The following is a 23,079-nucleotide window of genomic DNA, read 5'->3' on the forward strand; positions in this document are numbered from 1 at the left end:
ACAGGGCGCGATGCCAGCCTAACAGCGGCCATCGAACGCGCCGCGAGGATCAGGCCATGAGCAAACCAACCGTCGAACAGACCAAGATGGGCACCGAAGCCATCGCCTTCTGCATTGCGCGCACGCTGATCGAGCGCGATCCGTCGCTGAAGGCGCCGATGCGCGCCAACCTGCGCAAGATGTGGGAGCTGCTGGAGGAGCGCGACGATTCCGCGGCAGCCGACATGGTCGACACCCTGATCAAGGCGCTCAACGATCCCGCTTTCTTCAAGCCATAGGTCGACCAGGGCAATTGCCGCCGGTTCATCCATTTTGATGGGGTTGGTGAAGATTGTGGCAACCATTTGCCGGTAGGGTTCCCACCGGTTGGCGCGGAAGAAACCGTGTCTGCCCGATGAGGAGGCCGCGGTGCTGGGTTTGATCTGGAAGTTCTGTCGCGATGAATCGGGCGCCACCGCCATCGAATACGCGCTGATCGCCGCCGGCATCTGCCTCGCCATCATCACCACCGTGCAGGGCATCGGCCCGACGCTGAGCGGCAAGTTCACCGAGGTGAACAGCTCGCTGAAATAGCGTCTGTCCCAATTCTTTCCCGATTCGGCGGGGCCGCCCCCGAACGCAATCGCGTGAACGGCCGTGGCGACCTTCGCCGCCTGCTATATATTCGGCCTCTGACGGAACGGCTGCTGACGGCCGCATTCAAAGAGGCGATCATGAGACTCACGCTGCGTACCGCGCTGGTGATGGCGGGCCTTGCATTGGCCGTGCCGCTGCTCCCACCCGTCGCCCCTGCCGCGCAGGCCGCGCCATTGCGCACATCGCAATCGCCGTTCTGCCTGCTGCCGGGGTCGACCAACGGTCCGGGCGGCGCGCCGCAAATCTGCGGCTACTACGACTGGCAGACCTGTCTGGAGGCCGCTGCCGTGCGGCGCGCCAATTGCGTGGTCAATATCGACTTTCCCGGCCAGGTCGTGGCGGCACCGAACGGCTGGCGCGCGGTCTATCCGGGCGGGCGCTGATCCGGCTGATGCGATCGGAACGACAGTTATAGTTTATGAAGGGATCGCTGATGACCTGCATTCGACGCGCAACGCTTGCCGCGCTGGTTCTGCTTGGCGGCGCGGCAGGGCAGGCGCTGCCGGCCGCCGCGGCCACATCGAACGTGCCGCCGTTCTGCGTCAAGCGCGGCGGTCCGCTCGGTCCGGACAGCGTACCGCGGCTGTGCCGGTTCTATGACTATCAGGGCTGCCTGCAGGCTGCCGCCGACCTCAACGGCAATTGCGTGATCAACATCGACTACAAGGGCGTGGTGTCGCTGTCCCCGCAGCGCGAGCGGCGGCAACGCTGACGCCGCTCAGTTCGAGCGGCCCTGCTGCTCGACCGGCGCACCGATCAGCAACGCCTTGTTGATGGCGTCGCGCAACTGGGTGGCGGCAGCGGTCGAGCAGCGCAAATGCGCCACGGCCACCGGCACCACGTCAGTGGCACTCGTGGCCGTAGGCATCACGATGCCGGCGGCCAGCATGATGTTGATCAGGCCCTGGTTGTTGCCCAGCGTCGGACAGAACTCGAAAAAAATAATCGGCGCTGCCGGCAGATCGCGGATGGGCACGAAGGTGTCGGGCGTATCGGTCATGGCGGATCCCTCAGGAATTTCAATTCGATGCAGTCCGCCGCGCGGGCAGGCACGGCAGGCGATCCGATGTAGGATTTAAACCCTTGACAGCGTCGCGCTGCCGGGGTAGCTTCACGGCATGCTCCACAATTGGGTTTCAGACAAGCGCCGCGTCAGCGGTGCGTGGTTGTGGATTGCCTCGCCGGTGGCCCGGCGATGAGGAACATCGCCCCATATAGTGCGTTGGCCTTCGACACTTCGTGCCTGCGGGTACGTCAGGGAAAGAAGGCACCATGGCAACCAAACAAAACGGTCAGATAGTGGAAACGCCAACCGAGGCGCGGCAGGGCGAACCCGGCCCCTCGGTACTCGCGCTGTTGGCCATCAGCACAGGCCTTGCGATTTTAATCCTTGGTGTCGTCTGGTTCGTATTCTTCCGCACCTGACGGGACGTCGCTTCCCGCGACGACGCCAGTTCCAGCGAGATCGAACCATGGCAACGATATCCGCAGCCCGGCCGGCCAGAAAGCCGGCGCGGGCTGAAGTTGTGAGTCGCGTCCGCAAGACCGCGGTGAAGAAGACGGCCGCAGCGAAACAGCCGGTGGCTAAGAAACCGGCGGCGAAGCAAGCGGTCAAGAAGACCGTCAAGAAAACACCGGTAAAGAAAGCCGCGGCTAAGAAGCCGGTTGCGCCGCGCACCGCCAGGCGGCTGCTCAAGGAGAAGCGCGATGCTGCCGTGCTCGCGCGCAAGCGGACCCAGGACGCGACATTACTGCGCGTCGACGAGACCGATGTAGTAATCGACCAGCACGACGAAGTCGCGCAGCAGAAACTGGCGCGGCTGCGGCGCACGGCCGTCGACAAGGCCGCCGATCCGCCGCCGGCCGCCGGGGTGGCGCTGGTCGAGCGCGTCACCCGCGCGGTCGAACGCGAGCTGATGCAGATCGAAACCATCGTCGGCGGCCACCATGTGAAACCGCAGCAGCGCAGCGAGGCGGAGCGCCGCGCCCGCACGCTGGCGTCATTGGCGCGCACGCTCACCGAGGTGCGGCGGCTGCGCGCAGCCGACGAGTTGCAGAGGCCTGCCCATGGACCAAGCGCTGCCCGAGACCTTGACGCGTTCCGCCGAATCCTTTGGCAACGACTGGAAGGAATGGTCGGAAGAGCAACGGCTGTACCTGCTGCAGACCATGAGCCAGGAGGAAATGGATGACCTCAATGCGCATTGGGATCTGTTCGCCCATGCTCATCAAACGCCGCCGCTGCTGGCGCCGAACGGAAAGCCTTGGCTGACCTGGCTGATGATCGGCGGCCGCGGCGCCGGCAGGACCCGCGCCGGTGCTGAATGGATCCGCGCCCAGGCGCTTGGCCTGCCGCCGTTCGCCAGCGAGGCGGCGTCGCGCATCGCGCTGGTCGGAGAGACCGAGCACGAGGTGCGCGAGGTGATGATCGAGGGCGTGTCCGGGCTGCTCGCGGTGCATCCGCCGCACGAACGGCCGCTCTGGCTGCCCTCGCGAAAGCGGCTGGAATGGCGCAACGGCGCGGTGGCGCAGGCGTTTCCGCGGAAGATCCGGAGAGCCTGCGCGGCCCGCAGTTCTGCGGCGCGTGGTCGGATGAACTGGCCAAATGGCGCCATGCCGAAGCCGCCTTCGACATGCTGCAATTCGGCCTGCGGCTGGGAAGCCAGCCGCGGCAGCCGATCACCACCACGCCGCGGCCGACTGCGTTGCTGAAACGGCTGATCGACGATCCCGCCAGCGTGGTGTCGCGCGCGGCGACCGCAGCCAACGCCCACAATCTGGCGCCGACGTTCTTGGAGGGCGTGATGGCGCGCTATGCCGGCACGCGCATCGGCCGCCAGGAACTCGACGGCGAGATCATCGAGGACCGGCCTGACGCGCTGTGGTCGCGCGCGCTGCTCGACGAATGCCGCGTGGCCGAGGCGCCGGACCTGCAGCGCATCGTGGTCGCCGTCGATCCGCCGGTGTCGTCGGGCAAGCGCGCCGATTGCTGCGGCATCGTCGCCGCCGGCATCGCCGAGAGCGGCACGGTCTATGTGCTCGCCGACGGCACCGTGTCCGCGGTGACGCCGGCCGCGTGGGCGATGAAGGCCATCGCGCTGTGGCGACGATTGCAGGCCGCCGCGCAGGTGGTGGAAGTCAACCAGGGCGGCGAGATGGTGCACGCGGTCATCAACGAGGTCGATGCCGCCGTGCCGGTCACCCCGGTGCGGGCGCTGCGCGGAAAATGGCTGCGCGCGGAGCCGGTGGCGACCCTGTACGAGCAGGGCCGGGTGAAACATGCCGGCGTGTTCGCCGCGCTGGAAGACGAGATGTGCGACTTCGCCGCCACCGGACTGTCCTCGGGCCGCTCGCCGGACCGCGTCGACGCGCTGGTCTGGGCGGTGGCGTCGCTGGCGCTGGTCCCGAAGCATGTCGGGCCGCGGATCAGGGTGTTGTAGCTCGACGCGCGCCTGCGCGGGCAACAATGCAAGCCTGTCATCGCCCGGCTCGACGGGGCGATCCAGTCAACGCGGGCCAAAGAAACTGAAGCGAAACGCCGCCGGATACTGGATCGCCCGCTTTCGCGGGCGATCCAGTCGGTGGCGTGGCGCGACTGCAAGTCATGGCATCGAGAGAACTGCGCATGTTCAACCGACTCAAAGCCTATCTCGCCCCTCCCGAAGCGAAAGCCAGCCGGACCGCGCGGCTGCTGGCCTATGAGAGCGGCGGGCGGGCGCGGTGGACGCCGCGCGACTATGCGGCACTGGCGCGCGAAGGGTTCGTCGGCAATGCCGTCGTGCATCGTGCGGTGCGCCTCATTGCCGAGAACGCCGCGGCGTGTCCGTTCCTGGTGTTCGACGGCGCCAGCGAGCGCGAGGCACATCCGCTGTGGCAATTGCTGACGCGGCCCAATCCGCGCCAGGACGGCGGCGTGTTCTTCGAGATGCTCTATGCGCATCTGCTGCTGGCCGGCAATGCCTACATCGAAGCGGTCTCGCCGAATGAGGCCGTGCGACAGCACGACGTGCGCGAGCTCTATGCGTTGCGGCCGGACCGCATGAAGGTGGTGCCCGGTCCTGACGGCTGGGCCGAGGCCTATGAGTACAGCGTCGGCGGTCGCAGCGTGCGGTTCGACCAGCTCGCATCAATGGTGCCGCCGATCCTGCATCTGACGTTCTTCCACCCGCTCGACGATCACTATGGGCTGGCGCCGATCGAGGCCGCCGCGGTGGCGCTCGACACCCACAATGCGGCGGCGAAATGGAACAAGGCGCTGCTCGACAATGCCGCAAGGCCGTCCGGCGCGCTGGTCTATGCGGGCCCCGAGGGGGCGGTGCTGAACGATCAACAGTTCGAACGGCTGAAGCGCGAACTCGAAGGCAATTATCAGGGCGCGGTCAATGCCGGCCGGCCGTTGCTGCTGGAAGGCGGACTCGACTGGAAGGCGATGTCGCTGACACCCAAGGACATGGACTTCCTCGAAGCCAAACACGCCGCGGCGCGCGAGATCGCGCTGGCGTTCGGCGTGCCGCCGATGCTGCTCGGGATTCCCGGCGACAACACCTATGCCAATTTCCAGGAGGCCAACCGGGTGTTCTTCCGCCAGACCGTGCTGCCGCTGGCATCAAGGGTCGGCCACGCCATCGCGCAATGGCTGGCGCCGCAATTCGGCGACGGCATCCGCGTGGTCATCGACACCGACCGCATCGACGCGCTGGCCGCGGACAGCGCGGCGCTGTGGGAGCGCGTCTCGGCTGCAGCGTTCCTGACGCTGAACGAAAAGCGCGAGGCGGTCGGCTACGCGCCGATCGAAGGCGGCGACCGGCTGTAGAGCAGCAGATTCAGGCGCGCCGACGTAGCGGTTGCCGGGACGCCTGCGGCGCAGACATCGTGTGGCGCGGCGCGGGCGCCGCTGACATCTCGACATGCAGCGGCTGCGGCCGGACGGCATCGATCGCCGGCAGGCGGCGCGGCTGCGCCGGCGTCGATCTATCGGCCGGCGTACCGAAGAACTGCATGATCTGCCGGCACGGCGTGCAGACGAACAGATTGTGCAGATCCGTCGCCGTCATGTCGTAGCGGCAGTTCGGGCATGGCGGACGCATGGTAAATTTCTCGGATAACATGATGGGCCGTCGGTCGCTGTATCGGTCGCAGGCTTATGGCTTGTTTCGCCCGTTTGCGGAAAGACCGGGGCACTACGGGGAAGTGCACGAATAATAGCCATGCCGCCGCGTCACGACCGTGCGGATTCCACAGATCGAGCGCGAATGTTGGATGGCGTTTGGCTACTTTGGAGAGGGCGCTGTGGAATGGTGGGTGGTTGAGCGGGAGATATAGGTGAAGAAGAGCATCTATTTTGATAGTTTCAGATGGTGCGATTGGCCTGATCCGAGCGCGCTTGCACGCTTCTTTCTTGCCCCGAAGGGGCAAGAGTAGTCTTACCTAGGTGGTAATGATAGCTGGGGAATGGATGTTAAAGGGCTCGACGGCACGGCTGCTTTGCCCGAGATCAATCAGGTCGGCGCCGCTCTGGCCATGGTCGGAAAACCTGAACTCGGCGTTTATCTCGCTTACGACAAATGGGACGGCCGGGAGCAGAAAAAGTTCAACTACAACGCCAGAGGAGATCTCAGCCGGCTCGGCGAATTCGTCAGATCGCTACACGATACACCGCTGTCGGTTGGTCTGTTCATCCCGTTTCCACTGGCTTGGAAGGCGGTGAAGGAGTTTATGGAAACCGACGGCGAGATACCGACCAGCATCGAATGGATTGCGAGCAAGGACCTGCCGCCCGAAGCGTTTCCGGTGCCGCGACCGCCAAACCGACGTTGATACTTAGATATCCGCCTCTTGGCGCGTCCTGTTCCTGTACGTCGGATCAGCGCGGTCGCGTTTGCCCCGCGGCGGGTCTGCGCGCGGCCGACGTTGAAACGCGGCCATTTTGCGTCGAATGCCCTGTAGATCCGCAGAGTTCCACTAACCCCGCGGGCGAAATGGCGCTGGACGCCCCCCTGCCGCTCTGCCAGGTAGTATCGACGCGCTGGCCGCGGACCGCGCGGCGCTGTGGGAGCGCGTCTCGGGCGCGGCGTTCCTGACCCTGAACGAAAAGCGCGAGGCGGTCGGCTACGCGCCGATCGAAGGCGGCGACCGGCTGTAGAGCAGCCGATTCAGGCGCGCCGACGTAGCGGATGTCGGACCGCAGCGCGGCCGGATGGGTAACAGAGACATACAAGTAGACGCGGCCGGCATCGAGCGTCGGTGCCAAAACAATGGTTATCCAGTTTGCGAAGGCCCTGACCGGTCTCCGCATAGGTGGTGCTGGCTTACGTCGTGATTTGCCCGACGTGTTGCCGTCGATAAAAACTTAATTCTGTTACGAAATCAGATTGAAAGCATTTAGAGGGCAGGCTGCAGGTTTATTGCTGGCAGGTCGGAATGTCTTACGCGCCTTTGAGCTTGGAGACTGTCGAGGCCCATATGGGCCTGCTGCGGAAACGTGTAGTCGCCTTTCCGCCTGAAATAGAGCGGCAGTTCGAGGCGGATACCAACGCAAATCGATGCCGGCGCCTGACTCTCTGAATTTTCGTCTCGGCAGTACTCTACAATTGCTTCTTGATAGCTGACTGGCTGCTCGTGCCCGATGTGCTGCGGTTGGCGGTGTGGCTTCATTGCGTTGTGGTAACGCCCTGGATGTTAATGGCCGCCTGGCTGATTTCCAGGAGACCGAGTGCTTTTGTGCGGGAGTGTCTGGCCGCGAGCGTGCCGGTCCTTATCATTCTGCAGATAGACACGGGTTTTGCATTAACGGTGAGCGAGGGCGCGGCTCACTATCAGTATGTGGTAATGCCGACGCTTCTCTATACAAATGTATCCCTGCATCGTCTGGTGTTCCGATTTGCCTGGTCGGTTACGGCGATCATCCTGGTATGCCATGTTGTGGTGGTCCTGTCGGCCAGCTATCTTTCGGGGCCGGTGGCAACGATGATCTTGGTGCAGGTTGGCATATGCGCCTACATCACGCTGGTCGCAAACTTTACAATGGAGCGCGATCTGAGAAGAGCCTACCTCTATTCATTGAGAGATCGCCTGCGTCATGCCCAGGCTGACGCGGCAGCGAGGCGTGATACACTAACTGGATTGGCGAACAGGCACCATCTGGACGAAGAATTGCTCAAGCTCTGGTCTGCGCCAAAACATGGAGCGTCGTTCGTATCCGTCGTGATGCTTGACGTCGACAACTTCAAGAACCTGAATGATAGGTACGGACACGGCGCCGGAGATCTCTGTCTGAAGCGTATTGCCGCGACCCTGATCGCAGAGTTGCGCGGCGCTGGAGACCATGCCATTCGCTACGGTGGAGAAGAATTCCTGCTGTTGCTGCCGCAGTTGCGGCTGGTCGATGCCGTACGCATTGCGGAGCGAATTCGCAGGGCAATTGAGCAGGCGGAGATCCCCAATGAAAGCTCTGACCAGGGTGGTGTCGTGACGGCGAGCTTTGGCGTTGCTGCCTGTAACGTCACGGCGCTGTCGGCTACTGAACTGATCGCTGCGGCTGATAGCGCACTCTATGTCGCCAAGATGAGGGGGCGAAATCAGGTCTGGCCGCCGCTCGCCGCCGCAGAGGAACGTTGTGCCTCGCTCCTGGCCGAAGTCGGCAGTGGACGTCAATGTTCTACCGCATTGCGTCAAATCTGCGCGGAAGTCGTAAATGCCCGGTAACCGTTGCCGGTAGTATAGGCTTCCGTCCCATGGCTTTCTCCGTGGTATTAAACTACGTTACGTTTTGAGCGTGTACGATTCGCGTATGCAGATCGACCGCGAGGAAAGTGCCGTGTCTGTCAGCCAGTTTCTCAAGCAGCGCGCTGTCAACATCGTCGTCGGTGGCAGTTACACGCTGTCCAACTGGCTTGATGCCAAGGGGAAGCCGCGCAGCTTTGCCTGCCGCACCAGCCGGGTGTCGCCGTTCCGCATGATCGTCGACGTGCCGGTGGTCGGCAGGATCGGCGAGTCCATTACCTCCTATTTCGGCGATTTCGGCACGCTGCAGGGCCGCATCAGCGACACCGTGGCCGGCGGCTTCCTGCTCGAGCTGGCGATGGACCAGGCGATGCGCGCCCGCATGTCGAACCAGCTCACCTGGCTGGAGAAGCGTCAGAAGGATGCCACCATCCAGGACGCCCGCAAGCAGGCGCGGATCGTGCCGTCGAGCCCGCATTCGATGCTGACCTTCGGCGATGGCAGCCTGCACAGCTGCTTTGTCATCGACATGTCGGTGTCGGGGGTGGCGGTGTCGGCCGACGTGCAGCCGGCGATCGGCACGCCGCTGGCGGTGGGTGCCTGCGTCGGCCGCGTGGTGCGGCATCTGCCGAGCGGCTTTGCCGTGCAGTTCGTCGCGCCGGTCAACCGCGGCGAGCTGGAGCGGCGCATCGCCCGCCCGGCGCCGCCGCGCAGCAGCGGCCCACGGAGCGCCGAAGCGCGGTTGGCGCACGCCGACGCGGCGCCGGTGGTCGACGAGATCTGGCCGGGAGCGGACGACGCCGCGGTCGCATCGTCGTCCTGAGCCGACTGTCGCCGCGCGCCGGCTGCGCCACGACTGATACTTCATCGCTATTCTGACTGCGGCATCCGCCGCGCGTTGCGCACCGGCCGCCGGGCGGCGCATCCGCATGGCCGCAGTCTGCGTGCCCGTCGCGCCGCCCGCGAGCCATCGCCATGTCGGACCTGATCCGCATCTTTGCCGAGCGCGGCGACCTCGCCCACGTGGCGCTGCTGCTGTGGGCGATCGCGGCGTCGGCTGCGGCGTGGTTCGCGCTGCGCGAGCTGGCGGCGGCCTCGAAACGCTTCGACGATTTCGTCCGCGAGCTGGAACGCTTCAACCGCCACAGCGGACGGCTGCACCGCGTCGACGACGCCCAGGATGATTGAAGGAGACCTGGTCATGGACCACCTGCACAGCATGCTCAGCGCGATCCGCACCGAGACCAAGGCACAGAAGCCGCATCTCAGCGTGTTCCGCGAATTCCTCGCCCATCTCGGCGAGCTGCAGCGCAAGGCCATCGAGAAGCCGCGCGTGAAGACGCCGCCGCGCAAGCCGCTGAAGCGCGCCAAGGGGTAGGGCGGCTCTTTCCCTCTCCCATCAAGCAAAGCGAAGCTTTGCGCAGGGCGGGAGAGGGTGGCTTCGCGCAGCGAAGACGGGAGAGGGGGCGCCCCCATCTCCGACACCCCCTCTCCCGTCTCGAACCCGCATCCGCCTTCGCTCTGCGAGCTTCGGCGGACAAGTCGCGGGCTTCGATCCACCCTCTCCCACCTCGCGCAGCTACGCTGCGCGGGGGGCGAGGGGAAAGCGCGCTAGCCGCCGCGCCACACCATCACACACGTCAGGTCCTTCCCCCGCATCCTGCGAGGCCGCCGATGCTTGCCCCTTTGCCGCCTTCCGCGCTGTCGCTTGCCGCCGACGGCACCATCGAGGGCTATGCCAGCCTGTTCGGCGCCATCGACCAGGCGCGCGACATGGTGATGCCCGGCGCCTTTCGCGAGACGCTGGCGCAGCGCGGCCTGCGCAAAATCCCGATGCTGTTCCAGCACGACCCGGCCGAGCCGGTCGGCGTCTGGCTCGAGCTATCAGAGGACCTGCGCGGGCTGTGGGCGCGGGGCCGGCTGATCCCCGACGTCAACCGCGCGCGCGAATTGCTGGCGCTGCTGCGCTCCGGCGCCGTCGACGGGCTGTCGATCGGCTATCGCACGCGGCGCGGCGTCATCGAGCCGCGCACGCGGGTGCGCAGACTGTACCAGGTCGACCTGTGGGAGATTTCCATCGTCACCTTCCCGCTGCTCGACGGCGCCCGTGTCGATGCGGTGAAGGCGCCGCTGTCGCGGCTGCGCGCCCAGGCCGAACGCGACTGGGCGCGGCTGCACGATCCCTCATCCCCCATGAGCGGCGCCGCGGAGGCACCGACGCCGCGCATCCGGCCCGGCCGCGCAGTGACATCGCTGCGCGGCCGCGCCGCGCGCAAGCACGCGCTCGGCAGCGTCGCGGCGCAAGCGAGGTTCGAGGGGCGGTGAGGGCGCGCCACACAGTGCACCGCGTCCTCGGCGATGCCTTCGCATCGCCTGACAGCACTTCTCCATCCACTCCCCCCGCCCGCAACCGCGCTCGGGGTTTTGTTCGTTCACCCGCAAACCACCCATGACCCAGGAGACCACCATGAGCTACGACCTCAGCGACGCCGCGCCGGAGCACAAGGCCGGCTTCGCCGCGCTGGCGCGCGACAGCCATGACGAGCTGCGCGCGACTTTCGAGGAGTTCAAGTCGACCAATGACGAACGCCTGGCGCGGCTGGAGCGCGGCCGCGGCGATGTGCCGCTGGAGGAGAAGGTGGCGCGCATCGACGCCGCGCTCGATTCCCCGCACCGCCGCATGGACGAGCTGACGCTGCGCCAGGCGCGGCCGGCGCTCGATGGCACCTGGCACGGGCCAAGCGATGCCGCGGCCCAGGATGCCATCGGCCGCGAGCACAAGAGCGCCTTCGATCTATACAACCGCTCCGGCGCGAGCGACGGCCTGCGGCAGATCGAGACCAAGGCGATGTCGATCGGCAGCAATGCCGACGGCGGCCATCTGGTGCCCGAGGAGCTGGAGCGCAGCATCGCCGAGCGGCTGACGGCGATCTCGCCGATCCGCGCCATCGCCGCAGTGCGCAACATCTCGTCCTCGGTCTACAAGAAGCCGTTCATGATCGCCGGCCCGGCCACCGGCTGGATCGGCGAGGCCGACCCGCGGCCGCAGACGTCGTCGCCGAACATCGATGCGCTTGGCTTTCCGGCGATGGAGCTCTATGCGATGCCGGCAGCCACCGCCAACCTGCTGGAGGATGCCGCGGTCAATCTCGACGAATGGCTGGCCGGCGAGATCGACCAGGTGTTCGCCGCGCAGGAGGGCACGGCCTTCGTCAGTGGCGACGGCGTCAACAAGCCGAAGGGCTTTCTCAGCTATACCAACGTGGCGCAGGCGTCGTGGAGCTGGGGCAATATCGGCACTATCGCCTCCGGCGCCGCCGGGGCCTTTGCGGCCTCGAACCCGTCCGACGTGCTGGTCGACCTGATCTATGCGTTGCGCGCCGGCTATCGCCTGAACGCGCATTTCGTCATGAACCGGCGCACCCAGAGCGCGATCCGCAAGTTCAAGGATTCCACCGGCGTCTATCTGTGTCAGCCGCCGGCCACCGCCTCGGGCCGCGCCAGCCTGATCGGCTTTCCGCTGGACGATGCCGAGGACATGCCGGATATCGCGGCGGGCTCGCTCTCCATCGCCTTCGGCGACTTCAGGCGCGGCTACCTGGTCGTCGACCGCCAGGGCGTCCGCGTGCTGCGCGATCCCTACAGCGCAAAGCCCTATGTGCTGTTCTACACCACCAAGCGCGTCGGCGGCGGCGTGCAGGATTTCGACGCCATCAAGCTCTTGAAGTTCGCGGCGAGTTGAGGCGGGGCAGCGTAGGGTGGGTTACGCGCTGCGCGCTAACCCACCCTACGGGCTACGTGGATCATTCAATCCTTCGCGCGACTAATTACCGGATTTGTCGTTGGAAGAACCGCTCCTGCTAAGCTGGGGCCAAGGTGTCCCGAGTAAGTTCATATAGTTCTCTTGAACGGTTCGGTGACATTCGCAAGCTAAGCGTCCTAACGATCTGGGGTCGACGATATGTAGTCGGCCGCGCGCGTAGCTATGGCGCCCGTTGCTTGCATGGCTCCCGCAATGTCGGTTACGCTCGATCGGCGCACGCCGATCATGGAGGCAAGATAGTCCTGTGTAAGCGGGAGATCATCCCCAACCAGATCTCGCATTCGCAAGATCCATCTCGCAGTCCTCGCTTCGGCGGAGTGCCTTGCATTACAGGCCGCCGTTTGCTGAATATCGGCGACGAGGAACTGCTCATGAGCAGCAAGAGTGCTTCTTATTTTAGGATAACGTTCGATGATTTCCCGGAGCGGATCGCGGTCGATCACGGAAGCCGTTCCGGAAACTTGGACCAGGATCTTGTTAACAGACGTCTTGGTGTCTAGCGCTTGCGCTGCTCCCACGACCCCGTCTCGACCTACCATGAACGTTTGCACCATTGATCCGTCGTCAAGACCCACCATGAACGATACAATGCCGAAATGCGGGAAGTATACGTTCCTGATCTCGTCGTCAGGCTCCGCGAGAACGGCACCCTCTGTCGGCTGAACCGTTTTGAACCGCGCTTCCAGTTCGCGAAGATCACCTGCCGGCAGCATCTTTAGAAGCTGATTAGAGTTTTTCATTCGACCAAGCCCAAGGTTTGAGATTTGAAGCTGAATTCGTGCGCGCTCGTTCAAACTGCCAGTCCCACTGGCCCCAGCGAGCGTGATGGGCTCACAAACCCCGCGTTAACAGTCAATCAAGTTCGGCATTCCGGCCCGACGCTTAATCTTTTTTCTTGATGCTGCTAGCGAATGCGCCCGGCGCGCGGGTGCTGGAATTCTTTCTGCTGGTCTTCGCTAGCCCGAACGCTGTGCACATACTCGACTTTTTTGCACCGCATGCATTTAAAGGCGTGCAAGGCAATCGCCGACATCCCTTGGATCAGACTTGCGGGCCTCATACGGTCCCCGCAATCTGGACATTGCGGCGCAAAAATACTCGTGTCGGATACTCTCATGGCGAGGGTTCCAAAACCTGATAGCGGACCAGACTAAGTTCGGTTCCGGACATCCTCTCTTGGCGCCGAGCTCTGCAGCCCGGGCGCGCCGCTCCGTGAGGGATCTGGATTGGATCCACAAGATCGACCTCGCCGGTAGGTGGCCGGTGCGAACTCTCAGCACACCGTCAATTCGCCGGTGCAATGCTTGACCTTGCTGCGGCGGAACCGGGCTTGCGGGCCGGCAGTCACATCAGAAAGCCGCCCGGCGCACGCCCGGCCAGCTTTTGCGTTCCGGAGATGAGCGCAGAACGTTGCATTCCGGCAGACGCCGTATGGTCGGGGGTCGCTCGGGCCAAGTTTAACACTACCCGTGAGGATCAATCGCCTCTGGCCGCTTCGGCGATACCGTCAAACTGAGCGACCTTACGCTCGTATTCCCAAAGCTCGATGTCCTCGGTGCCGAGCATCGATTGAGCTATCAGAGTCGCCAGAATGTCATCCCGGCAAATGACGTCCGTTTCTCTGGTCAGGTTCCCGTGTTCGTCGATGGAGCAAACCTTGTAATGCATGTCCGGTCCTTCAGGCGCTTAAAGTCAGCCGCATGCCTCGATCAGCCATGGGACGTCGCGGCGCAGGCGGGCTTCTTCGCCTCCCCTGCATCTCCCTCTTCGTTCACCAGAACGACGGCGGACGGAGCATTTCTTCTAAGACGAGCGGTTTATCCTCATGAGTAGGCTCGGCCATCATGCGATTGCAAGGAAGCACAGCGAGCCTGCGGTCGCGCTGCCACAGCTCGACGTCATGCCTGTTTACGAGCCTCTCCGCGATGGTGATCGCCGTCTCGTCGTCATCGGCGATGATGTCCTTGGACGAGTTGAAGTGCCCGTTATGTCCGACAATGTAGGCGCGATAGTACGGCATGGTCGCTTTCTGCGCAGGCCTAACTCCAAGAGCTCGCGGTCACCCGAGCCTGATTCGGACCGGCGATCCTGAATGGTAGGAGTTCCGCAGAATTCCCGCAGTACGCTGTCAGACATAGAGATCCGGCCACTTGGGCAATGAGCGAAATTGAACGCGAGGGAACGCGCAAAGCTTGGAGTTATTGAATGCGGATCGCATTGGAGGCGACATTGCTCGATCGCTTGTTTCAAGAGATCATGGAGGGGAAGGCTACCAGGCTGGAGGATGCGGCGCGTGTTGCCGACCTCTGGGTATTGTCGTCCCGCTTGGATCTCTGAGCAAAGTTCCATCATGTATCCACGCATCTGCAACTTGTCGCACCGAGAGACGATCGGCCTCCGCGGTACCGGCTCGGCGCTGGCGCTATCTTATCTCCGTTGGGGGCGGGCCTCCGCGCCGGCTGCGGGCGCGGTCGCCGTCTCAGCGCGCAGCCGGGGCGGCCGTGTGGCGATTGTCAGCCGCATCGAAGGCGGCGATCTACGTTTGGAATCCATCGCCACGCGGTCGCGGCTGGCAGGAGGCGGCCTACCGGCATCGCGCCGTCAGTATCCGGGTGCCGGGGCAGGATGGTCAATCGGCGCAGGCCACGACGAAGGCGAAAAATAAATCTGAACTTGTTAGCTTATAGCCCGTCTTCTGTCTGAGAGGTGACCTACATGATGCCAGATCAACTAGCCCGGCAGGAGGAGATCGCTCGCCGTTTGGAGCAATCCAAGCGGCTGTTGCGGGACACAAATGACGCCACCACCGTAGTTCGTATAGGCAGACTGATTGAAGACCTGGAGTTGGAGCGGGGAAAACCGATTAAGTAGTACGGCTGCTTCAGAAATGACGACGAGAACGCCGATCTTCCAAATGGGTACCTGCGTCCGGAATCTGGCTGACATTTAAAAACCGGCGATATAGATTGCGGTCATGGGCCAAGCCGAAAGACCGACCTGCCCCGGTTGCGGGGCATATCTGATCCTGACGCTGCCTCCCGGCGGCAAGGGGCCTCGCACGTTTCAGTGCTTCGATTGTGACAGGCCTGACCCTCTGAAGACAGAAAAGGTCAAGGGTTGGCTGAACAGCAGTCTACGGCCGCCAGAGTGAGCCGCTTCGGCGACGAACCCCATGTGGCCGCTCCGCGCGGCGGATCAAGGCCTCGCCCTGGCTGCGCAACTCCGCCGACTGGCGCGCCAGCATCACCGTGATGCCGTGGGACTGCGCCAGTTCCTTCTTCAAGGCGCTGCGAGCGCTGCCGGACAACGGGGTGGGGTGATGCTTCGGGGCCGGGGCCACCTAACGCGTCTCGAACGCCGGCCAGCAGCCGTCCTCCTCGTGGCGCCCGGTGCGCTGCTCACAGCCGTTGTCGAGCAGCTTGCGGCCGACGTCCTTCCAGATCGCGTGCGGGCCATACAGACGGATGGCGTCGGCGGTCTGGATCTCGACGGTGCGGTCGCAGCGCCGGCACCACACGCGCAGCAGGTGGCGCGGAATTTCCGACAGCCGGCGCTGCTGGATCGGCACGCCCTGGGCGCGGCCGCGCGGATCCTGCAGCACTGCGTCCCAATAGGCTTCGGGCAGGGGGTCGGCGGGGCCGGGCGTCGGCTCGGGCGTTACCGCCGCCCGCCGCGCCGCGTCGGCGGCGAGTTTGTCCATCTGTTTCGGTGTCGGCATGCGCCAGCTCGCGGGTCTGTCGGTCACGCCGGCGATTAGAACAAAGAGAGAACTAAGAGTCGAGTCTATATCCTCCGCTTTGTTGACAATCCTCTGAGCTCCGCAAGCTAAGCCCCATGCGCTACCGTTATGTGGAGACCGACGAGCCGGCCCAGTCCATCGCGGACTCCTGCACATCAATCGAGACACCATCACCCAGACCGCCAAGCGCTTCGGCTGGCCGTTGCGCCGCGACCGGCCGCGCGAACTGCCTGCGGCATTGCGCGCCGCTGCGCCGGTCGACGGTGCCGGCGGTGCCGCACCGGCCGCCGATGACGCCGCCGTCGAGCTCCCTGACGATGCAGTGCTTGCCGCGCTGCCGCTCATGCAGCGGCTGGAGCAGGCGGTGCTGCGCGAGTTGAGGAAGGTGGAGCGGCGGCGCAGCGCCGATGGCGGTGTGCGCCCCGCCGAGGCTGAGCGCGTGGCCCGCACGCTGTCGACCCTGACCCAGACCCTGGCCAAGGTGCGCGCGCTGCGCGACGGCGGCGCGGAGGGCGACGATCGTGACCACAGCGACGACATGCCCGCCGACATCGACGACTTCCGTCGCGAGCTTGCGCGCCGCATTGACGCGTATGTCGCAGGCAGGACTGACGCGGGAATGGCTGGCGCAGGGGAGCCTTCCGGCGCTGCGCCGCCTGCACCATGACTTTGCGGTGCTGGCGCATCGCCACCAGGAGCATGACGACGCCGGCAACGATGGCCGGCCATGGACCACCTGGCTGAATCTCGGCGGCCGCGGCGCCGGCAAGACGCGCTGCGGCGCCGAATGGGTGCGGGCGCTGGCGCTGGGCATTCCGCCCTTTGCCCGCCGCGCCCATCGCCGCATCGCGCTGGTGGGCGAAAGCTGGCAGGACGCCCGCGAGGTGATGGTGGAGGGCGAGTCCGGCATCCTCACGATCTCGCCGCGCGGCGAGCGGCTGGCGTGGATCGCCAGCCGCAAGCGGCTGGAATGGCCTAACGGCGCCATCGGTCAGGTGTTCTCCGCCGACGAGCCGGACACGCTCCGCGGCCCGCAATTCGAGGCGGCGTGGTGCGACGAGCTGGCGAAATGGCGCTATGCCGAACTGGCGTTCGACACCTTGCAATTCGGCCTGCGGCTGGGGCCGCGCCCGCGCCAGCTGGTCACCACCACGCCGCGGCCATTGCCCGTGATCAAGCGGCTGCTCGCCGATCCGCGCACGCGGGTGACGCGGGCGCCGACCTCGGCCAATGCCGCGCATCTGGCGCCGGCCTTTCTCGATGCCGTGGTCGGCCGCTATGCCGGCACGCGCATGGGCCGGCAGGAGCTCGACGGCGAGCTGATCGAGGACCGGCCGGACGCGCTGTGGTCGCGGGCGCGGATCGAGGCCTGCCGGGTCGTTGCTGCGCCGGAACTGCCGCGCATCGTGGTGGCGATCGATCCGCCGGGCACCTCGAAGCCGGGCGCCGATGCCTGCGGCATTGTCGCGGTCGGCCGCGCCGAGAGCGATATGTATTTCGTGCTGGAAGACGCCTCGGCCACGGGACTCTCGCCCGCCGCCTGGGCGCATCGCGCGGTGGCGCTGTATCGCCGGCTCCATGCCGACACGCTGGTGGCCGAGGTCAACATGGGCGGCGAGATGGTGCGCGGTGCTGCGCGAGGTCGACGGCACCATGCCGCTCAAGGAAGTGCACGCCACGCGCGGCAAATATCTGCGCGCCGAGCCGGTGGCGGCGTTGTACGAGCAGGGCAAGGTCAAGCATGTCGGCGCCTTCCCGCTGCTGGAGGACGAGATGTGCGACTTCGGCATCGGCGGCCTGTCGTCCGGCCGCTCGCCGGACAGACTCGACGCGCTGGTGTGGGCGATCACCGTGATAATGAGCGGGCGGACGTATGGCGGGCCAAGGATCAGGCTATTGTAGGGCGGGTTAGGCGCCCTTGCGCCGTAACCCACCGTTCTTCGATGCGACCAACGGGGATGGTGGGTTACGCGCTGCGCGCTAACCCACCCTACGGGCTTACGCCGTCTTCGCGAACATGGTGAGCACGCCGTCTTCGATGTTGATGGCGACGACCTGGGACGAGCTGAGGCCCTTGTCCTTGAGCGCCGAGGCGGCCTGCGGCAGTGCGTCGAGCGATTTGCGCAGCGCCTGCATCTCTTCCTGCTTGGTGCCGGCGACGAACTTCTCGACCTGCGCGCGCATCTCCGGCTGCAGTTCCTTGACGTCCACCACCTTGATGCTGCGGATCGCGGTGCTGGACTTCGCGGGCGGCGTCTGCGTCTCGGCCGGCGACGGCGCGGCCTGTGCCAGCACGAAAGCGGGGGTGCCGAGGGCCAGGGTGGCGGCGAGGACGGATGTGGTCAGGATGCGCATGATGATTCCTTTGCAATCTGGGACCGGCACGGCTTAGCGACACAATGCGGTGAGGGTCTGAACGCCATGTGTTCATTCGATGAAGCCGGGGACGGCGTGGCCTTGCGCGGCGACGTTATTGCTGCCGGCTCACCACAGCTCCACCGACTCCGAGATGTCGTTCCAGTTGGCGACGTTGTTGACGCGGCCCTTCCATTCGCCGCCGCGGCCGAGCCGGCGCAGCCGCGCCGAATCCAGCATGGCGCCGAGGAAGAACATCGCCACCAGCGGCATCAGCAGCGCGTGCCAGCCGGGCTGCCCGTAATGGCGCAGGGTCGGGCGGTAGCTGACCGCCATCGCCAGCCAGGCCATTGCGGCGGGCCAGCCCCACCAGGCGCCTGATAGCGCGCCGGCGATGGCCAGCAGCGGCGGCACCAGGAAGTTCAGCAGCATGGTCACCGTGACCGCGGCAAGTGCGAGGTAGGAGCCGTGCAGCTCGGTGAAGGCGCTGCGCGCCACCATCTGCCAGATCGGATGCCAGTCGGCGTAAGCGCGCAGCGAGATGGCCCCCTTGCTGGGATCGAGCCGGATCGCGCCGTGCGGCTTCAGCGCCGCCGCCAGCGCGCAATCGTCGATGATGGCGCTGTGGATGGCGTTGAGCTGTCCGATCGCATCCAGCGCGGCGCGGCGCACCAGCATGCAGGGGCCGGCGGCGGCCGCGGTGGCGCGGCGGGGATCGGCGACCCAGCGTGGTGGATAGAGCTGCGCGAAGAAATAGGCGAAGGCGGGCACCAGCCAGCGCTCGGCAGGCGACACCGCGCGCAGCCGGACCATTTCCGAGGCGAGGTCGAGGTGGCCGGCGACCGCGCGCGCCACCAGCGACGCCAGTTCGTCGGCGGGGTGATCGACATCGGCATCGGTGAGGAAGAGGAATTCGGCATGCGGGGCGATGGCCGCAGCGGCGGCGACGCCCTGCTGCTGCGCCCCCACCTTGCCGACCCAGTCCGCCGGCAGCGGCGGCGCCGGGATCACGATCAGCCGATGCGCGGCGCCGACCTCGCGCGCGACGGCTGCGGCAATGGATGCGGTGCCGTCGTCGCTGTGATCGTCGACCATGATCACCGTGAGCTCGCCGGCATAGGTCTGGGTCAGCAGCGAGCGCAGCGACGGGCCGATGCAACCGGCTTCGTTGCGCGCCGGCACGATGGCCACGACGCCCGGCCATTGCGCCGGCGCCGGCACCGCGGCCGGCCAGGCGATGCGCCAGAACCCGCCGCGACCGAACAGGAAGAACAGCCACACCAGCAGCGACAGACACGACAGGATTCCGACCACAAGCATTACGCGCCACCTGGCTGAACCGCGGAAGTGATGCTGTCGCGGAGTGCGCCGGCCCTGCGGTGCGCGCGCCTTGCGGGTCGCGCATCGCAGTTGAACGCGGGGCACGGGCGTGGCGTTGACGTGGGTCAATGTCGCGGCTTTGGCGCACTGCCGCTCCGGCGTGCGATCAGCGCAGCGGCGGGACGGTCATCGCCGGGCGCTAGCGGTCGTCGCGATCGCGGTCGCGGTCACGATTGCGATCCCGTTCGCGCTCGTCGTGCCGCTCGCGGTCGCCGCGCAACAGGATCTCGGCAAAGCGCCGTCTCTGCCGGTCGTCGAGGCTGGCGTAAAGCGGGCGCGCCGCTTCGGCGAGCTTCTTCCAGTCGTTGGCGCGCTCGATCTGCGCGTCGGCGTCGGCATTGATGCGGTCGAGCAGGCTGGGCGGCGCGGCGGTGGTGCCGTCCGTGGCCTTGCCGACGGTGGCATTGTCGCCCGCGGCCTTGCTATCCGTCGTTCGCGGGGCATCGCGCGTTGCCCTGTCGGCGTCGCGCGCGGCCTTCTCGGCGGCCTGCATGGCCATGGCGCGATCGGCGCGGCGCTTCGCGGCCTGGTGGCGGGCGTCCTCGAAGGCGGCCCAGTCCTTCTCTTGGGCGGGCGTCAGGCGCAGGTCGGCCTTCATTCGCGCGGTCTGCGCGTCGGCCTGGTTGATCGGCTGGTTGGCGGTGACCTCGCTGCGGTCCTCGCGGTCACGGTCGCGCGCCTGCGCTGGACTGGCCAGCGTGGAAACGGCGATCAACGCGGTACTGGCCAACAGAAGCATGGTCTTGCGCATGGCGTCCTCCTCTCGAGGATGATGGGGGAGCGTGCCGGTGCGCACGATGCTCGCGCGCCTGCCGGTCCGCGGTCCCGGCAAAGGAAGTCGCCGCCGGCCGAATGGTTCCGAAATCTTCGGGCACGGCTGACGGACTGAACCCGTCTGCTGCCTCCCAACGACCGCGGCGCGCTTCGGCGCGCCGTTCGCGTTTCAGCACCCTTCAATCAACAATCATTGGGACCGTCGCATGGCCCACCATGAGGATGCCTGGCTGCGCCACCGGCAGCAGCGTTTCATGCGGCCCGACGCCGCGCGCTACCTGTGCCCCGACGCCGCGCGATTTCTCAAGCCGGGGACGGATCCGGCGAGCGTCTATCCGGCGCTGGAGCGCAAGTATCCCGGGCAGCCAAGGTTACCCGGGGGAAACACAGGCGGGGGCCGATTCACTTTTGGCAGGAGGGCGGGTGACGGCAGGCCTGCATCTTCTGCGAGCGACCTGTCGTCGTCAGTGACACTGAACGGTGACGGCGAGGCCGCAACGGGTGGCGACGTCGGAGAGATGCTCCCGACCATCGATGTCGTTGCCGACTCCACGCCCTCATCCGGTCCGGATTTCTGGACGGGCTTTTGGTCGGATCTCGACAGCCTGATCGGAAGCATCGGCGACATCCAGGGCGGTCCTGATGATTCACCGCCGAAAATCCCTGCAAAGCGTTCTTCGCGCAGCTCGAAGAGAATAGGTGTTGTGCGCGCCGTGTCGAATTTTCTCGCAAGGACCGCGGGAATTTTGGCAGATGTTTTCCTCGGCATTGTGAGAGGCGTCGACTGGCTGCAGGACTATCAGGATGTCATCCGGAGCAACCAGGACCTGCCCAAGTCACTTCAGGAGCTGATGGACGGTGTCGGCAAACGTCGTCCCGGCTACGATGACCATCACATCATCGAGCAGACTGCCGCCGAATATTGGGGTCTGACGCGCAGCGAAATCGACGATCCGTCCAATCTTGTCCATTCCCCGACTGAAGCATTATCAAATTACGGGCTGGTATATGACGCGGAGTGACGAATTCAAAGGTTTGTCCCCCCGAGAATACTTAAGCAACCAAGGCCCGGAAGAGCGACGACGAATTGGGCTCTATGCGCTGGTCAAGTTCGGGGTGTTGAAGCCATGAAGAGAATTAGCCTCGATAAGATGACTACGTCCGAGCTCGTAGCGCGCTTTGCGCAGATCGCAGTGGCGCAGGACGAGGCACTTTTGGGTGGCGAGATTGCCAAATTCAATCGGCTGTTCGGTGTGATGGAGGAAGTTTCGAACGAACTTAAGTCACGTGAAGGCGACCAGCGGCGTGCGCTCATGTCCCTGTATCAATCTCCCAACATGCAGGTTCGCTTGAAAGCAGCGAAACATACCCTGGCGGTTTCCCCCGCTGAGGCTCGCATGCAGATTCAGGAGATTGCCGAGTCGCAGTGGTTTCCTCAGGCCGGCGACGCAGGCATGTGTCTCGTGCTGCTTGACGATGGAACCTTCAAGCCGAGCTGAGCGTCACCGTCACATCGCCACGCCCCAGGCCTTCGCGGTCTGCGCGATCCAGTCGCGGTACAAAGTCAGCGGCGTCACGCCGGTGAGGCCGCCGCAGCCGCTGGCATTGTTGGCGGCGGTGGACCATGAGATCACGCCGACGATGGTGGCGCGGCCGTCCTGATCCTCGAACGCCGGTCCGCCGGAATCGCCGGTGCAGGCACCGAGGCCGGGCGCGGTGTTGTTGGTGGCGGGATCGACCAGGCGGATCTGCAGACGGCCGGGATGGCCGGCCGCGACCAGCGACGCGACGCGCACGGTGCCGCCGGTGCGGCCGTCGCCGCGCGTGGCGACGCCGATGCCGGCCACGGTGAAGCTGTCGCCGGCATTGAGCGGCTCGCGCGGCACGCCGAGCGGCGCCGGCACGTGGCCCGGCAACGGCGCGGCCAGCAGCAGCAGCGCCACGTCGGCGCTGGCGCGATGGCTGGCGATGCCCTGCATGTTGAAGCGCGGATGCGCGGTGACGCGCACGGTGTCGACCAGTTCCGGCTGACGCTGCGCGTCGTAGCGCACGATCTTGTAGGTCGCGCCGGGGCGCACGCAATGCGCCGCCGACAGCACCAGCCGCGGCGCGATCAGTGCGCCGGAACAGAAATTGCCGCCGGACCCGACGATGGCGAGCACCGCGCGGCCGATGCCGTCGCGGCTCTCCGCCGCGCCACCGACCATGGCGTGCGCGGGCGATGTGACGATTGCTAACAGCGCGGCGGCGATGACGTGACTGCGATTGAGCTTCATGGCGCGATGTGAGCCCGCGCGCGCCCGCCATGTCAACCAGCCCCGCAACCATGGAGTTCCCCGATGTCCGCCATTTTGCTGGCCGGCCCGGCCGCCGAGCCGTTGTTGCTGCCTGAGGCCAAGGCGTTTTTGCGCATTGTGCATGATGACGACGACGCGCTGATCGCAGCATTGATTGCCGCGGCGCGCGGCCAGATCGAGGCGCTGACACGGCGCGCGCTCCTCTCGCAGACGTGGCGCATCGTGCTCGACCGCTGGCCGAAAGATGGCCGCATCACGCCGCGGATCGGGCCGCTGCGCAGCGTCATCGCGGCGCGGGTGTTCGTGAAGCTTCGGAGCTACCGTGCTCAGGTCGGAGCGCTGTTAGCGTCGGC

29 protein-coding genes and 4 pseudogenes are annotated in these 23,079 nt (G+C 65.6%); 22 read left to right on the top strand and 11 right to left on the bottom strand.

Annotated elements, in window-relative coordinates; translation table 11 throughout:
• Positions 1-56 precede the first annotated feature (56 nt).
• The 4 genes from ACUXVA_RS17485 to ACUXVA_RS17500 all read left to right on the top strand — a co-directional run bounded on the left by ACUXVA_RS17485 (position 57) and on the right by ACUXVA_RS17500 (position 1,348).
• Positions 57-278, top strand: a complete 222-nt coding sequence (locus ACUXVA_RS17485) for a hypothetical protein (protein WP_265079157.1) — start codon at positions 57-59, stop codon at positions 276-278.
• A 139-nt stretch (positions 279-417) separates the two neighbouring features.
• A complete protein-coding gene (locus tag ACUXVA_RS17490; RefSeq protein ID WP_413776533.1) occupies positions 418-573 on the top strand; it encodes a Flp family type IVb pilin in 156 nt (51 codons plus the stop codon).
• A 140-nt stretch (positions 574-713) separates the two neighbouring features.
• Positions 714-1,019, top strand: coding sequence for a DUF3551 domain-containing protein (locus ACUXVA_RS17495; RefSeq protein WP_265079155.1), 306 nt, complete (start codon positions 714-716; stop codon positions 1,017-1,019).
• A gap of 50 nt (positions 1,020-1,069) precedes the next feature.
• Entirely contained in the window at positions 1,070-1,348 is a 279-nt protein-coding gene (locus tag ACUXVA_RS17500; protein WP_445487265.1) for a DUF3551 domain-containing protein, read from the top strand.
• A gap of 6 nt (positions 1,349-1,354) precedes the next feature.
• Here the strand turns inward: ACUXVA_RS17500 and ACUXVA_RS17505 are convergent, their stop codons facing one another.
• Entirely contained in the window at positions 1,355-1,636 is a 282-nt protein-coding gene (locus ACUXVA_RS17505; RefSeq protein ID WP_445487267.1) for a hypothetical protein, read from the bottom strand.
• A gap of 272 nt (positions 1,637-1,908) precedes the next feature.
• Here ACUXVA_RS17505 and ACUXVA_RS17510 point away from each other — a divergent pair, with 272 nt between their 5' ends.
• From ACUXVA_RS17510 to ACUXVA_RS17525, 4 genes and pseudogenes are all read left to right on the top strand, one after another.
• Positions 1,909-2,061 carry a hypothetical protein gene (locus ACUXVA_RS17510; protein WP_265079152.1) on the top strand — a complete coding sequence of 51 codons (153 nt, stop codon included), beginning with the start codon at positions 1,909-1,911 and terminating at the stop codon, positions 2,059-2,061.
• Between the two features lie 125 nt (positions 2,062-2,186).
• Positions 2,187-2,828 (top strand): hypothetical protein, encoded by a 642-nt coding sequence (locus ACUXVA_RS17515; RefSeq protein WP_265079151.1) that lies wholly within the window; start codon positions 2,187-2,189, stop codon positions 2,826-2,828.
• Positions 2,806-4,076, top strand: a pseudogene (locus ACUXVA_RS17520) (DNA-packaging protein). The gene ACUXVA_RS17515 and the pseudogene ACUXVA_RS17520 overlap by 23 nt, the downstream one beginning before the upstream one ends.
• 185 nt (positions 4,077-4,261) lie before the next feature.
• On the top strand, positions 4,262-5,449 hold the full coding sequence (locus tag ACUXVA_RS17525) for a phage portal protein (protein ID WP_265079150.1): 1,188 nt from the start codon (positions 4,262-4,264) through the stop codon (positions 5,447-5,449).
• A 10-nt stretch (positions 5,450-5,459) separates the two neighbouring features.
• On the opposite strand, the gene ACUXVA_RS17530 is transcribed toward ACUXVA_RS17525, so the two are convergent.
• Complete coding sequence (locus tag ACUXVA_RS17530; RefSeq protein WP_265079149.1) at positions 5,460-5,723, bottom strand: hypothetical protein; 264 nt, start codon at positions 5,721-5,723, stop codon at positions 5,460-5,462.
• Between the two features lie 364 nt (positions 5,724-6,087).
• Here ACUXVA_RS17530 and ACUXVA_RS17535 point away from each other — a divergent pair, with 364 nt between their 5' ends.
• The 8 genes and pseudogenes from ACUXVA_RS17535 to ACUXVA_RS17570 all read left to right on the top strand — a co-directional run bounded on the left by ACUXVA_RS17535 (position 6,088) and on the right by ACUXVA_RS17570 (position 12,100).
• The gene (locus ACUXVA_RS17535) at positions 6,088-6,453 is read left to right on the top strand and encodes an Imm1 family immunity protein (RefSeq protein WP_265079148.1); all 366 of its coding nucleotides are present in this window, start codon (positions 6,088-6,090) and stop codon (positions 6,451-6,453) included.
• Between the two features lie 199 nt (positions 6,454-6,652).
• Positions 6,653-6,778 (top strand): annotated as a pseudogene (locus ACUXVA_RS17540) (phage portal protein); the annotation flags it as partial.
• Between the two features lie 455 nt (positions 6,779-7,233).
• A complete protein-coding gene (locus tag ACUXVA_RS17545) occupies positions 7,234-8,340 on the top strand; it encodes a GGDEF domain-containing protein (protein ID WP_445487271.1) in 1,107 nt (368 codons plus the stop codon).
• Between the two features lie 112 nt (positions 8,341-8,452).
• On the top strand, positions 8,453-9,181 hold the full coding sequence (locus ACUXVA_RS17550; RefSeq protein ID WP_445487273.1) for a PilZ domain-containing protein: 729 nt from the start codon (positions 8,453-8,455) through the stop codon (positions 9,179-9,181).
• 152 nt (positions 9,182-9,333) lie between these two features.
• On the top strand, positions 9,334-9,546 hold the full coding sequence (locus ACUXVA_RS17555; RefSeq protein WP_265079146.1) for a hypothetical protein: 213 nt from the start codon (positions 9,334-9,336) through the stop codon (positions 9,544-9,546).
• A 13-nt stretch (positions 9,547-9,559) separates the two neighbouring features.
• On the top strand, positions 9,560-9,736 hold the full coding sequence (locus ACUXVA_RS17560) for a hypothetical protein (protein ID WP_265079145.1): 177 nt from the start codon (positions 9,560-9,562) through the stop codon (positions 9,734-9,736).
• 296 nt (positions 9,737-10,032) lie between these two features.
• Positions 10,033-10,683, top strand: coding sequence for an HK97 family phage prohead protease (locus ACUXVA_RS17565; protein ID WP_265079144.1), 651 nt, complete (start codon positions 10,033-10,035; stop codon positions 10,681-10,683).
• Positions 10,684-10,825: 142 nt separating this feature from the next.
• Positions 10,826-12,100 carry a phage major capsid protein gene (locus ACUXVA_RS17570; protein ID WP_265079143.1) on the top strand — a complete coding sequence of 425 codons (1,275 nt, stop codon included), beginning with the start codon at positions 10,826-10,828 and terminating at the stop codon, positions 12,098-12,100.
• A 197-nt stretch (positions 12,101-12,297) separates the two neighbouring features.
• Here ACUXVA_RS17570 and ACUXVA_RS17575 read toward each other — a convergent pair whose 3' ends face one another.
• The 3 genes from ACUXVA_RS17575 to ACUXVA_RS17585 all read right to left on the bottom strand — a co-directional run bounded on the left by ACUXVA_RS17575 (position 12,298) and on the right by ACUXVA_RS17585 (position 14,201).
• Complete coding sequence (locus tag ACUXVA_RS17575) at positions 12,298-12,921, bottom strand: Crp/Fnr family transcriptional regulator (RefSeq protein WP_445487276.1); 624 nt, start codon at positions 12,919-12,921, stop codon at positions 12,298-12,300.
• 736 nt (positions 12,922-13,657) lie between these two features.
• Positions 13,658-13,849 carry a hypothetical protein gene (locus tag ACUXVA_RS17580; protein WP_265079141.1) on the bottom strand — a complete coding sequence of 64 codons (192 nt, stop codon included), beginning with the start codon at positions 13,847-13,849 and terminating at the stop codon, positions 13,658-13,660.
• A 103-nt stretch (positions 13,850-13,952) separates the two neighbouring features.
• Positions 13,953-14,201 (bottom strand): hypothetical protein, encoded by a 249-nt coding sequence (locus tag ACUXVA_RS17585; RefSeq protein WP_265079140.1) that lies wholly within the window; start codon positions 14,199-14,201, stop codon positions 13,953-13,955.
• A gap of 185 nt (positions 14,202-14,386) precedes the next feature.
• Between ACUXVA_RS17585 and ACUXVA_RS17590 the strand changes: the two genes are divergently transcribed.
• A complete protein-coding gene (locus ACUXVA_RS17590; protein WP_265079139.1) occupies positions 14,387-14,518 on the top strand; it encodes a hypothetical protein in 132 nt (43 codons plus the stop codon).
• Between the two features lie 796 nt (positions 14,519-15,314).
• Here the strand turns inward: ACUXVA_RS17590 and ACUXVA_RS17595 are convergent.
• Positions 15,315-15,521: a hypothetical protein gene (locus tag ACUXVA_RS17595; RefSeq protein WP_265083924.1), complete on the bottom strand. Its 207-nt coding sequence runs from the start codon at positions 15,519-15,521 to the stop codon at positions 15,315-15,317.
• Positions 15,522-15,899, bottom strand: coding sequence for a hypothetical protein (locus tag ACUXVA_RS17600; RefSeq protein ID WP_265079138.1), 378 nt, complete (start codon positions 15,897-15,899; stop codon positions 15,522-15,524).
• Between the two features lie 223 nt (positions 15,900-16,122).
• Here ACUXVA_RS17600 and ACUXVA_RS17605 point away from each other — a divergent pair, with 223 nt between their 5' ends.
• Together ACUXVA_RS17605 and ACUXVA_RS17610 are read left to right on the top strand one after the other, a co-directional pair.
• Positions 16,123-16,587, top strand: coding sequence for a hypothetical protein (locus ACUXVA_RS17605; protein ID WP_265079137.1), 465 nt, complete (start codon positions 16,123-16,125; stop codon positions 16,585-16,587).
• Positions 16,514-17,822, top strand: a pseudogene (locus ACUXVA_RS17610) (DNA-packaging protein). The gene ACUXVA_RS17605 and the pseudogene ACUXVA_RS17610 overlap by 74 nt, the downstream one beginning before the upstream one ends.
• A gap of 96 nt (positions 17,823-17,918) precedes the next feature.
• On the opposite strand, the gene ACUXVA_RS17615 reads toward ACUXVA_RS17610, so the two are convergent.
• From ACUXVA_RS17615 to ACUXVA_RS17625, 3 genes are all read right to left on the bottom strand, one after another.
• On the bottom strand, positions 17,919-18,275 hold the full coding sequence (locus tag ACUXVA_RS17615; protein ID WP_265079136.1) for a hypothetical protein: 357 nt from the start codon (positions 18,273-18,275) through the stop codon (positions 17,919-17,921).
• A 129-nt stretch (positions 18,276-18,404) separates the two neighbouring features.
• Positions 18,405-19,595 (bottom strand): glycosyltransferase, encoded by a 1,191-nt coding sequence (locus ACUXVA_RS17620; protein ID WP_265079135.1) that lies wholly within the window; start codon positions 19,593-19,595, stop codon positions 18,405-18,407.
• A gap of 199 nt (positions 19,596-19,794) precedes the next feature.
• Complete coding sequence (locus tag ACUXVA_RS17625) at positions 19,795-20,406, bottom strand: Spy/CpxP family protein refolding chaperone (protein ID WP_445487281.1); 612 nt, start codon at positions 20,404-20,406, stop codon at positions 19,795-19,797.
• A gap of 229 nt (positions 20,407-20,635) precedes the next feature.
• Between ACUXVA_RS17625 and ACUXVA_RS17630 the strand changes: the two genes are divergently transcribed.
• A complete protein-coding gene (locus ACUXVA_RS17630) occupies positions 20,636-21,451 on the top strand; it encodes a hypothetical protein (protein WP_265079133.1) in 816 nt (271 codons plus the stop codon).
• 105 nt (positions 21,452-21,556) lie between these two features.
• Positions 21,557-21,928, top strand: a complete 372-nt coding sequence (locus tag ACUXVA_RS17635; RefSeq protein WP_445487283.1) for a DUF2019 domain-containing protein — start codon at positions 21,557-21,559, stop codon at positions 21,926-21,928.
• A 9-nt stretch (positions 21,929-21,937) separates the two neighbouring features.
• On the opposite strand, the gene ACUXVA_RS17640 is transcribed toward ACUXVA_RS17635, so the two are convergent.
• Entirely contained in the window at positions 21,938-22,705 is a 768-nt protein-coding gene (locus tag ACUXVA_RS17640) for a S1 family peptidase (protein WP_265079132.1), read from the bottom strand.
• Between the two features lie 63 nt (positions 22,706-22,768).
• On the opposite strand from ACUXVA_RS17640, the pseudogene ACUXVA_RS17645 reads away from it, so the two are divergent.
• Positions 22,769-23,029: pseudogene (locus tag ACUXVA_RS17645) on the top strand (head-tail connector protein); the annotation flags it as partial.
• Positions 23,030-23,079: the final 50 nt, after the last annotated feature.

The sequence above is a fragment of the Rhodopseudomonas sp. RCAM05734 genome, assembly GCF_052658035.1.

Bases quoted from the DNA above. Each gene is read 5' to 3' on its own strand.
- ACUXVA_RS17485 (WP_265079157.1), top strand. From the start codon at position 57: ATGAGCAAACCAACCGTCGAACAGACCAAGATGGGCACCGAAGCCATC.
- ACUXVA_RS17495 (WP_265079155.1), top strand. From the start codon at position 714: ATGAGACTCACGCTGCGTACCGCGCTGGTGATGGCGGGCCTTGCATTG.
- ACUXVA_RS17500 (WP_445487265.1), top strand. From the start codon at position 1,070: ATGACCTGCATTCGACGCGCAACGCTTGCCGCGCTGGTTCTGCTTGGC.
- ACUXVA_RS17505 (WP_445487267.1), bottom strand. From the start codon at position 1,636: ATGACCGATACGCCCGACACCTTCGTGCCCATCCGCGATCTGCCGGCA.
- ACUXVA_RS17510 (WP_265079152.1), top strand. From the start codon at position 1,909: ATGGCAACCAAACAAAACGGTCAGATAGTGGAAACGCCAACCGAGGCG.
- ACUXVA_RS17525 (WP_265079150.1), top strand. From the start codon at position 4,262: ATGTTCAACCGACTCAAAGCCTATCTCGCCCCTCCCGAAGCGAAAGCC.
- ACUXVA_RS17530 (WP_265079149.1), bottom strand. From the start codon at position 5,723: ATGCGTCCGCCATGCCCGAACTGCCGCTACGACATGACGGCGACGGAT.
- ACUXVA_RS17535 (WP_265079148.1), top strand. From the start codon at position 6,088: ATGGATGTTAAAGGGCTCGACGGCACGGCTGCTTTGCCCGAGATCAAT.
- ACUXVA_RS17555 (WP_265079146.1), top strand. From the start codon at position 9,334: ATGTCGGACCTGATCCGCATCTTTGCCGAGCGCGGCGACCTCGCCCAC.
- ACUXVA_RS17560 (WP_265079145.1), top strand. From the start codon at position 9,560: ATGGACCACCTGCACAGCATGCTCAGCGCGATCCGCACCGAGACCAAG.
- ACUXVA_RS17565 (WP_265079144.1), top strand. From the start codon at position 10,033: ATGCTTGCCCCTTTGCCGCCTTCCGCGCTGTCGCTTGCCGCCGACGGC.
- ACUXVA_RS17570 (WP_265079143.1), top strand. From the start codon at position 10,826: ATGAGCTACGACCTCAGCGACGCCGCGCCGGAGCACAAGGCCGGCTTC.
- ACUXVA_RS17575 (WP_445487276.1), bottom strand. From the start codon at position 12,921: ATGAAAAACTCTAATCAGCTTCTAAAGATGCTGCCGGCAGGTGATCTT.
- ACUXVA_RS17580 (WP_265079141.1), bottom strand. From the start codon at position 13,849: ATGCATTACAAGGTTTGCTCCATCGACGAACACGGGAACCTGACCAGA.
- ACUXVA_RS17585 (WP_265079140.1), bottom strand. From the start codon at position 14,201: ATGCCGTACTATCGCGCCTACATTGTCGGACATAACGGGCACTTCAAC.
- ACUXVA_RS17590 (WP_265079139.1), top strand. From the start codon at position 14,387: ATGCGGATCGCATTGGAGGCGACATTGCTCGATCGCTTGTTTCAAGAG.
- ACUXVA_RS17600 (WP_265079138.1), bottom strand. From the start codon at position 15,899: ATGCCGACACCGAAACAGATGGACAAACTCGCCGCCGACGCGGCGCGG.
- ACUXVA_RS17615 (WP_265079136.1), bottom strand. From the start codon at position 18,275: ATGCGCATCCTGACCACATCCGTCCTCGCCGCCACCCTGGCCCTCGGC.
- ACUXVA_RS17620 (WP_265079135.1), bottom strand. From the start codon at position 19,595: ATGCTTGTGGTCGGAATCCTGTCGTGTCTGTCGCTGCTGGTGTGGCTG.
- ACUXVA_RS17625 (WP_445487281.1), bottom strand. From the start codon at position 20,406: ATGCGCAAGACCATGCTTCTGTTGGCCAGTACCGCGTTGATCGCCGTT.
- ACUXVA_RS17630 (WP_265079133.1), top strand. From the start codon at position 20,636: ATGGCCCACCATGAGGATGCCTGGCTGCGCCACCGGCAGCAGCGTTTC.
- ACUXVA_RS17635 (WP_445487283.1), top strand. From the start codon at position 21,557: ATGAAGAGAATTAGCCTCGATAAGATGACTACGTCCGAGCTCGTAGCG.
- ACUXVA_RS17640 (WP_265079132.1), bottom strand. From the start codon at position 22,705: ATGAAGCTCAATCGCAGTCACGTCATCGCCGCCGCGCTGTTAGCAATC.